The 8,204-nt window shown below is 67.8% G+C and carries 7 protein-coding genes; 6 read left to right on the plus strand and 1 reads right to left on the minus strand.

Translation table 11 applies throughout. The annotated features are described in order from the left end of the window. Positions 1-230: 230 nt before the first annotated feature. The 5 genes from poxB (at position 231) to ASF52_RS02940 (ending at position 5,936) form a co-directional block, all read left to right on the plus strand. A complete protein-coding gene (gene poxB / locus ASF52_RS02920) occupies positions 231-1,991 on the plus strand; it encodes a ubiquinone-dependent pyruvate dehydrogenase (protein ID WP_056167301.1) in 1,761 nt (586 codons plus the stop codon). Between the two features lie 75 nt (positions 1,992-2,066). Further along, positions 2,067-2,810: a (Fe-S)-binding protein gene (locus tag ASF52_RS02925; RefSeq protein WP_056167303.1), complete on the plus strand. Its 744-nt coding sequence runs from the start codon at positions 2,067-2,069 to the stop codon at positions 2,808-2,810. Continuing rightward, complete coding sequence (locus tag ASF52_RS02930) at positions 2,807-4,351, plus strand: lactate utilization protein B (protein WP_056167306.1); 1,545 nt, start codon at positions 2,807-2,809, stop codon at positions 4,349-4,351. The genes ASF52_RS02925 and ASF52_RS02930 overlap by 4 nt, the downstream gene beginning before the upstream one ends. After that, positions 4,348-4,941, plus strand: coding sequence for a LutC/YkgG family protein (locus ASF52_RS02935; protein ID WP_056167309.1), 594 nt, complete (start codon positions 4,348-4,350; stop codon positions 4,939-4,941). Before ASF52_RS02930 ends, ASF52_RS02935 begins: the two co-directional genes overlap by 4 nt. A 134-nt stretch (positions 4,942-5,075) precedes the next feature. Next, the gene (locus ASF52_RS02940) at positions 5,076-5,936 is read left to right on the plus strand and encodes a transglutaminase-like domain-containing protein (RefSeq protein ID WP_056167310.1); all 861 of its coding nucleotides are present in this window, start codon (positions 5,076-5,078) and stop codon (positions 5,934-5,936) included. Positions 5,937-5,995: 59 nt separating this feature from the next. Here the strand turns inward: ASF52_RS02940 and ASF52_RS02945 are convergent, their stop codons facing one another. Beyond that, complete coding sequence (locus ASF52_RS02945; RefSeq protein WP_056167313.1) at positions 5,996-6,487, minus strand: hypothetical protein; 492 nt, start codon at positions 6,485-6,487, stop codon at positions 5,996-5,998. A gap of 247 nt (positions 6,488-6,734) precedes the next feature. Here ASF52_RS02945 and ASF52_RS02950 point away from each other — a divergent pair, with 247 nt between their 5' ends. Continuing rightward, positions 6,735-7,994: a glycosyltransferase family 87 protein gene (locus tag ASF52_RS02950; RefSeq protein ID WP_056167359.1), complete on the plus strand. Its 1,260-nt coding sequence runs from the start codon at positions 6,735-6,737 to the stop codon at positions 7,992-7,994. The last annotated feature ends 210 nt before the right edge of the window (positions 7,995-8,204 follow it).

Below are 8,204 nucleotides of genomic sequence, written 5' to 3' on the forward strand. Positions count from 1 at the left end.
TACCCTCCGGGTGCTGGTCTCGGAGCGTCCGAGGTTGTTGCGCGGTGCAAGAACCGGCTGCGGCGACGTTCGGCGCAGACACTTCGGGGTTTGGCCGCGCACCACCTCCGTCCGCCGGCAATTTCCGCGACGGCCCGGCGGACAGCGCGCTTGACTTTGCCGCAACGCAGCAATCCGGGAACGCGTGGCGATCCCGTACGGTTTGAAATCCCAGCAGAGGGATCAAGCCCATGAAGATCGTCACCGTCGCAGACCTTATTGTCGAGACCCTCGAGCAGGCGGGCGTCGCCCGGATTTACGGCCTCGTTGGCGACAGCCTGAACGCCCTGACGGAATCCCTGCGGGCCCGCGACACCATCGAGTGGGTGCATGTGCGCCACGAGGAGGTCGCGGCTTTCGCGGCCGGAGCCGAGAGCCAGATCACCGGCGCACTCTCCGTTTGTGCCGGCTCGTGCGGCCCGGGCAACCTGCACCTCATCAACGGCCTGTTCGATTGCCATCGCTCGCGGACGCCGGTGCTTGCCATCGCGGCCCACATCCCGTCTGCCGAGATCGGCTCCGGGTACTTCCAGGAGACCCACCCCGAAAACCTGTTCCGCGAATGCAGCCATTACTGCGAGATGGTCTCGGACCCCTCGCAACTGCCACAGGTTCTGGAGAACGCCATGCGGGCGGCCATCGGGCTGTCCGGCGTCGCCGTGGTGGTGATCCCGGGCGATGTCGCCCTGAAGGACGCGCCGGAGCGGGACATCGCGCCGAATGCCGGCCTGATTCCGAGAAGGCCGATGGTGCGCCCCGCCACCCGGGAACTCGACGCCTTGGCCGACCTCCTCAACGGTTCGCGCCGCGTCACACTCCTGTGCGGTCGGGGCTGCGCCGGAGCGCATGCCGAGTTGCTGCAGCTCGCCGAGACCCTGAAGAGCCCCATCGTCCACGCGCTCGGCGGCAAGGAGTTCGTCGAGTACGACAACCCCTACGATGTCGGCATGACGGGCCTCATCGGCTTCTCGTCGGGCTACGCCGCCATCATGGGCTGCGATACCCTGCTGATGCTCGGCACCGACTTTCCCTACCGGCAGTTCTACCCGACGGATGCGAAGATCGCCCAGGTGGATCTCCGCCCCGAACAGCTCGGCCGCCGGTGCAAGCTCGATCTCGGCCTCGTCGGCGACGTGAAGGACACGATCGCGGCCCTGATGCCGAAGCTCGCCCCGAAGGACGACCGCAAGCACCTCGACGCGGCGCTCAAGCACTACGCCAAGGCCCGCGAGGACCTGGACGACCTCGCCACCGGCGCCCCGAAGAAGGGCTGGTTCGGACTGAAGGCCGGAACGAACCACATCCACCCGCAATACCTCACCAAGCTCCTGAGCGAAGCGGCCGCCGAGGACGCGGTCTTCACCGCCGATGTCGGCACGCCGACGATCTGGGCGGCGCGCTACCTCAAGATGAACGGCAAGCGCCGCCTGCTGGGCTCGTGGGTCCACGGCTCCATGGCCAACGCCATGGCGCAGGGCATCGGTGCGCAGGCGGCGCAGCCGGGGCGGCAGGTGGTCTCGCTCTCGGGCGATGGCGGCTTCACCATGCTGATGGGCGACCTGCTGACGCTGCGACAGGAGAAGCTCCCCCTGAAGGTGGTGGTGTTCAACAACGGCACGCTGGGCTTCGTCGAGATGGAGATGAAGGCTGCCGGTTACATCGAGACCGGGGTCGCCCTCGACAATCCGGACTTTGCCGCCATGGCCCGGGGTGCGGGCATCCATGCCGTACGGGTCGAGGACCCGGCCGAACTGGAGGACGCCGTGCGGGAGGTACTGGCCCATGACGGCCCCGCGCTCCTCGACGTGGTGGTGGCCCGCCAGGAGCTGTCGATGCCGCCCAAGATCGACGGTCAGCAGGTCAAGGGGTTCAGCCTCTACGTCATGCGTGCGGTCATGAGCGGGCGCGGCGATTCCGTCCTCGACCTCGCCAAGACGAACTTGCTTCGCTAGAACCGGAACCATCGTTTCGAATGTTTCCAGGGTGGGCGGCGCTCCGGCGCCGCCCACGAAATGAAGAAAAACGCCATGCGCATCGGACTGTTCGTGCCGTGCTACGTCGATGCCTTCGAGCCGGAGGTGGGCATCGCCACCCTCGAACTGCTCGAACGCTTCGGCCTCGACGTCCATTACCCGTTCGACCAGACCTGTTGTGGGCAGCCGATGACCAACACCGGCTGCCATGCCGAGGCGGCCGCCACCGAAGCCTTGTTCGTGAAGAACTTCACCGGGTTCGACTACGTCGTCACGCCGTCGGGCTCGTGCGCGCATCAGGTCCGCGAGCACCTGACCGCCATCCCGCAGACGGACGACGTGAAGGATGTCCGGGCAAAGACCTTCGAACTGGTGGAATTCCTGCACGACATCCTGAAGGTCGAGGAATTCCCCTGGGCCTCCTTCCCGCACAAGGTCGGCTACCACTCGAACTGCAACGCCCTGCGGGGCATCCACCACGCCCGGCCGTCCGAGCTGAACAAGCCCTACTACTCCAAGCCCCTCGACCTCCTCAGCAAGGTCAAGGGCATCGAGATCGTCACGCCCGCCCGCCCCGACGAGTGCTGCGGCTTCGGCGGCACCTTCTCGGTGTTCGAGCCGGCCGTCTCGGCCAAGATGGGCTACGACAAGGTGACCGACCACGCCCAGGCCGGCGCCGCCTACGTGGTCTCGGCCGATTCCTCCTGCATGATGCACCAGAAGGGCTGCGCCGCCCGGCTCGGCACGCCCCTGAAGTTCATCCACATCGCCCGCATCCTCAACGGAGCCGCCGCATGAGCATCGAGGATCAGGGCCTGCGCGAGACGGCTCTTGAGAGCGACCACGGCCAGGACGGCCGGCGCCTCCAGCACGCGGAAGCCGCGACGAAGCCTGTGGCGGTGAAGGCGCCCCGCGAACCGCAGCCGCGCGGCGCGAAGATCCGCGGCGACCGGCCCATCGACCAGGCCGAGGCCGCCGAGCGCTTTCTGGCCGCCCCCCTGCACCAGAAGGCGCACGACGCCCGCCTGTGGGACCTGCGCGGCAAGCGCGATGTCGCGGCCTTCGGCATTCCCGAATGGGAGGAGCTTCGCGAACTCGCCTCCCGGATCAAGACCCACACCCTGTCGAACCTCGACCGATACCTCGAGGAGTTCGAGGCGAACGCCCGGGCCAACGGTGTTCACGTCCACTGGGCGGCGGACGGGGCCGACCACAACCGCATCGTCCACGGCATTCTCAAGGATCACGGCGCGAAGACGCTGATCAAGTCCAAATCCATGCTCACGGAGGAGTGCGGCTTTCGCCATTACATGGCCGGCACCGGCATCGAAGTGATCGAGACCGATCTCGGCGAGCGCATCCAGCAACTCGACAACGAGGAGCCGAGCCACGTCGTCGTGCCGGCGGTGCACAAGACCCGGTTCGACGTGGCGGAAGTCTTCGCCCGGACCATGGGCACCGACCCGGAGAACGACGACGCTCACTACCTGGCCGAGAGCCAGCGCATGCACACGCGCCCCCTCATCCTGGAGGCGGATGCGGGGATGACCGGCTGCAACTTCGCCATCGCGGAAACCGGCACCGTCGTCACCTGCACCAACGAGGGCAATGCCGACCTCTCGGGCAACGTGCCCAAGCTTCAGATCCACTCCATCGGCATCGAGAAGCTGATCCCGCGCATCGAGCATCTCGGCGTGTTCATCCGCCTGCTGTCGCGCTCGGCGCTGGGCTCGCCGATCACCCAGTACACTTCGCATTTCAGGGGGCCGCGTGAAGGCACCGAAATGCACATGGTGCTGGTCGACAACGGCCGTTCCGAGCGCCTCGGGATGGAGGAGTTCTGGACCTCGCTCAAATGCATCCGCTGCGGCGCCTGCATGAACACCTGTCCGGTCTACCGGCGCTCGGGCGGCCTGTCCTACGGCGCCACCTATTCGGGACCCATCGGGCTCATCATCGACCCGACCTTCAACAAGCGCAAGTATTCGACCCTGCCGTTCTCCTCGACCATGAACGGCTCCTGCACCAACGTCTGCCCGGTGAAGATCAACATTCACGAGCAGATCTTCGCGTGGCGCAAGGTCCTGGCCGAGGAGCACCAGATTCCTTTGCTAAAGCAGGGAATGATGAAGGCGGCGGGTCAGGTGTTGAGCCGGCCGGCCGCCTACCGTGCCGCCATCGGGGCGGCCGATTCGGCCCTCAGGGCCCTGCCGCGCTTCGCCGTCTACAACCCGCTCAACACCTGGGGGAAGGGCCGCGAGATGCCCGAGACCCCGCGCCAGAGCTTCCATAGCTGGTACAAGCAGAACCGGATGACCAAGCAGGACGGCGCCAAATGAGCGCCCGTGACGACACCCTGGCCAGCATCCGGAAGAACCGCCCGGCGGGCGACCATCCCCTGCCGGAGGTGCCGGTGTTTCCCCCCCTCGTGGGCGACGACCACGTGGCGGAGTTCGGCGAGCGCCTGAAGCGCATGGGCGGCCGCATCGCCGCCCCGGTCCCAGGCGCCGATCCGTTCGCCGCCGTGCGCGAGCGTCTCGACACGGCGGCCGTCATCGCCTCCGCCGTGCCGGAGATCACGGGAAACCGTGATCTCGGAGCGGTCGCCCGCCCGCAGGACCTCGCCGACGTCGATGTCGCCATCGTGCGCGCGGTGTTCGGTGTCGCCGAGACCGGCTCGGTGCTGTTCACCCAGGACGAGTTGAAGGTGAACGCCGTGGCCTACCTCGCCCAGCACCTCGTGGTGTTGCTCGATCCGGCCGATATCCTGGTCAACATCCAGGCGGCCTATCGCCGGCCCGATTTCGGCCGCGCCACCTACGCCGTGCTCCATACCGGCCCTTCGGCCACCGCCGATATCGAGGGTGTGCTGATCCATGGGGCGCAGGGCGTGCGCTCCCTCACGGTGATCCTGCTGCCCCGGGCCTGAGCGATCCGCGCATGGCGCGCGGGAAGGGCAGCGGTGGCTCGATCGCGGAGCTTTTCCGTCCGAACGGGCGTAAACCTTGCACCCGTGCGGGCACAAAGGCTTGCACCCGTGCGGGCACAAAGGAAGGAGCTTCCATGCGCTACACCCTCGGCTGCAGCCTGTCTTACAACATCCTCTCGGACACGACCTTCATCTTCAACCTGGAAGTCGCCAAGCTGCGGAGCCTGGAGATCCTCAGTGAATCCCTGGTGCTGACCCCCAACCTCAAGCGCGACATCTACACGACGCCCGATCTCCTGAACCGCTATCTCGGCGTCAACGTGCCGATGGGGCAGTTCGCGCTGGAATACAACGCCGAGGTCGAACTCACCGTCCACCGGGCCGACCCGGCCACCATCAACGAGACGCCGATCGGCCAACTGCCCCTCGACATCCTGCCCTTCCTGCTGCCGAGCCGCTTCGTCTCGTCGGACCGCCTGACACCCTTCGCCCAGGCCGAGTTCGGCGCCCTGCCCAAGGGCCATGCCCGCGTGAACCAGATCTGCAACTGGATCCACGACCACCTGACCTACCAGCCCGGCACCAGCGACGGCGAGACCACCGCCGACGAGAGCCTGCTGAAGCGCGCCGGCGTCTGCCGCGACTTCGCACATATCGGCACGGCGTTCTGCCGGGCGCTCGGCATCCCCGCCCGCTTCGTGAGCTGCTACGCCCACGGCCTCGTGCCGAGCGACTTCCACGCGGTTTTCGAGGCCTATCTCGACGGGCGCTGGTGGCTGTTCGACGCGACGCGACAGGCCGACCTCGACGGTCTCGTCCGCATCGGCGTCGGCCGGGATGCCGCCGAGATCGCATTCTCGACGCCCTACGGCAACATGCAGCCCATCAACCAGCAGATCCGCATCGTCCGCTCGGACGGTCTGGGCAGCCCGCCCCAGCGAACGGTGGACGCCATCTCGACGGAGGTGCCGGCGCCGCATGCGGGTGCCGCCTGACGTTCATCGGAGCGCCGACGCGGCTGGTCGCCCCGCCGGAGCGTGACCGAGCCACAGATTCAGTACCGGCCGGAATCCCGATCGCGCCGGGGACGCTCGTAGGCATCCGAGCCGCGCCGATCGTAGCCGTCCGAACGGCGCTCGGAATCGCCCCGACCGCGGACGCGATCATCACGGTCGTCGTTGCGCTCATCCCGGCGATTGTCGCGGCGGCCACGCCCGTCGTCATCGCGAAGATCCCGTCCCCGGGGCTCCTCGCGACGGCCGGAGGCGGCCAGCGGCGCGTACCAGCACATCTTGCTGAGGCCCGGAGCCGGATCGCCGAAGGTCGAGACGGCGCACAGGATCGAGCCGCCCTGCGGGAAGGGGCGCCCGTTCGTGCGGCCGGTGACGCCGAAATAGACGTTGGTCGCGTGGGGCATGCGGCAGACCTGCCCTTCCTGCGCGCAGGGAACGAGATCGTCGATATCGAGCTGCGCCCGGGCCGGAACCGAACCGAGGAGGGCCGCCCCGAGGAGGGCGCCGAGGAAGACGGCAAGTCCAGAACGCACGATCTCGATCCTCTCCGATGGTGCCGATCGCCGACATGGATCGGCCGCACCTGCGCAACGCGGGCCGCACTCCGCCGCCGACGTGCCGATGTCCTATCACGTCCGCCGGCCCGCGCCAGCGATCCGCCGAGGGCCCACGCAAAGCAGCGGCACGGCCCATTTCACGGACTCTTAAAGGCCTATCGGCAAGGGTCGGCGCACGATGACGGGGTTCGGCTCGCCGCCGGTCCCAACCGAGACGAAGATCATGCGCACTGCCCTGGCCGGAGCCTCCGACGATCCGGCCGTCGCCCGATCCGTCGCGGATCCGATCCGGTCGCCCCTGCTACAAAGGGTGATCTTTTCTCTCCTCTTCGTGCTGCTGGTCACGAAGGCGATCGAGCTCACCTGGCCACCGCTCGGGCGGATCATGGTGCTCATCGATTTCGACGCGTTCCTGATCGCGGGCCGCCTGGTCTGGCGCGGAGAGGTCGAACAGGCGTACCATTTCACGACGCTGCTTCTGGCACAGCGCACCCTCGGGGCGCCCGATACCTTCCTGCCCTGGACCTACCCGCCCGTCTTCAACCTGGTGGTGGCGCCCTTCGCGCTCCTCCCCCGTGGACTGGCCTACCTGCTGTTCACGGGCGGCACCCTGGCGGCCTATCTGATGGTCCTGCGGCGTCTGGCCCCACAGCATCTCGGCGCGCTCCTCGCCCTCGTATTTCCCGCCTTGATCGTCACCATCGCCTGCGGCCAGAACGGGTTCCTGAGCGGCAGCCTCATCGGCCTGGCTTGCCTCTATCTCGCGCGCCACGACCCGCGCGCCGGGCTGCCCCTGGGCCTGATGGCGATCAAGCCGCATCTCGCCGTCGGCTTCGCGCTCCAGGCCGCGATGACCCGCGACTGGCGCACGGCACTCATCGCCGCGGGCGTGGCGGGCGCATCGGCCGCGCTCGCCACCCTGGTGCTCGGCCCGTCCGTCTGGAGGGCGTTCCTCGGTGGTGTCGCCGAGGCGGGGGCCTTCCTGGAACAGGGGCTCTATCCCCTGTTCCGGATGATCTCGGCCTATGCCGTCGTGCGGACCCTCGGCGCGTCCGCCGCGGTGGCCATGGCGGTTCAGGCCTGCGTCGCATTCCTCGCCCTCGGTCTGGTGGCCCTCGCCATCCGCCGCCGGATGCCGACCCGCCAGGTGATCGGGCTCACTGCCATCGCGAGCCTTCTGGTGAGCCCCTACGCCTACGATTACGATCTTCCGATCCTCGGTGTCGGCTTGGCGCTCCTCGCCCCCGATCTCATGGCGCGCACGACGGCGCGCGAACGGATGGCCGTCTTCACCCTCGCCTGGATCGCCTCCGGATGGGGCTTGGCCATGACGGGTGCGTTGCGTGTCTGGTACGGCGAAGAAGGCCTCGCCCTCGGGGCGATGCCCCTGTCTCTGGCCGGTGTGGGACTGGTGGGACTGCTGGGACTGATCTGGCGGGTGCTCCAGCGCCCGCCCGCACAGGCCGTACCGGAGATGTTGTGAGACCGGCGCTGCGGTTCACGCGGCCCGGGAACCGCAGCGGTCGGATATGCCGAGCCTTCGCGCGTGAGGCGTGCCGTCTTCGCTGTAGAGCGCTTCGACGATGCGAAGGCCGTGACGTGACTGGCTGGCTTTGGACCGGGCTGATTGAGAGGATCAGCCAGGACCGAAGGAGCTGGACATGCGGCGAGGTCAGAAGACGGGTGCGGAGCA

Source organism: Methylobacterium sp. Leaf112 (genome assembly GCF_001423295.1).
Classification (GTDB): domain Bacteria; phylum Pseudomonadota; class Alphaproteobacteria; order Rhizobiales; family Beijerinckiaceae; genus Methylobacterium.

Bases quoted from the DNA above. Each gene is read 5' to 3' on its own strand.
- ASF52_RS02950 (WP_056167359.1), top strand. From the start codon at position 6,735: ATGCGCACTGCCCTGGCCGGAGCCTCCGACGATCCGGCCGTCGCCCGA.
- ASF52_RS02930 (WP_056167306.1), top strand. From the start codon at position 2,807: ATGAGCATCGAGGATCAGGGCCTGCGCGAGACGGCTCTTGAGAGCGAC.
- ASF52_RS02925 (WP_056167303.1), top strand. From the start codon at position 2,067: ATGCGCATCGGACTGTTCGTGCCGTGCTACGTCGATGCCTTCGAGCCG.
- ASF52_RS02935 (WP_056167309.1), top strand. From the start codon at position 4,348: ATGAGCGCCCGTGACGACACCCTGGCCAGCATCCGGAAGAACCGCCCG.
- poxB (WP_056167301.1), top strand. From the start codon at position 231: ATGAAGATCGTCACCGTCGCAGACCTTATTGTCGAGACCCTCGAGCAG.
- ASF52_RS02940 (WP_056167310.1), top strand. From the start codon at position 5,076: ATGCGCTACACCCTCGGCTGCAGCCTGTCTTACAACATCCTCTCGGAC.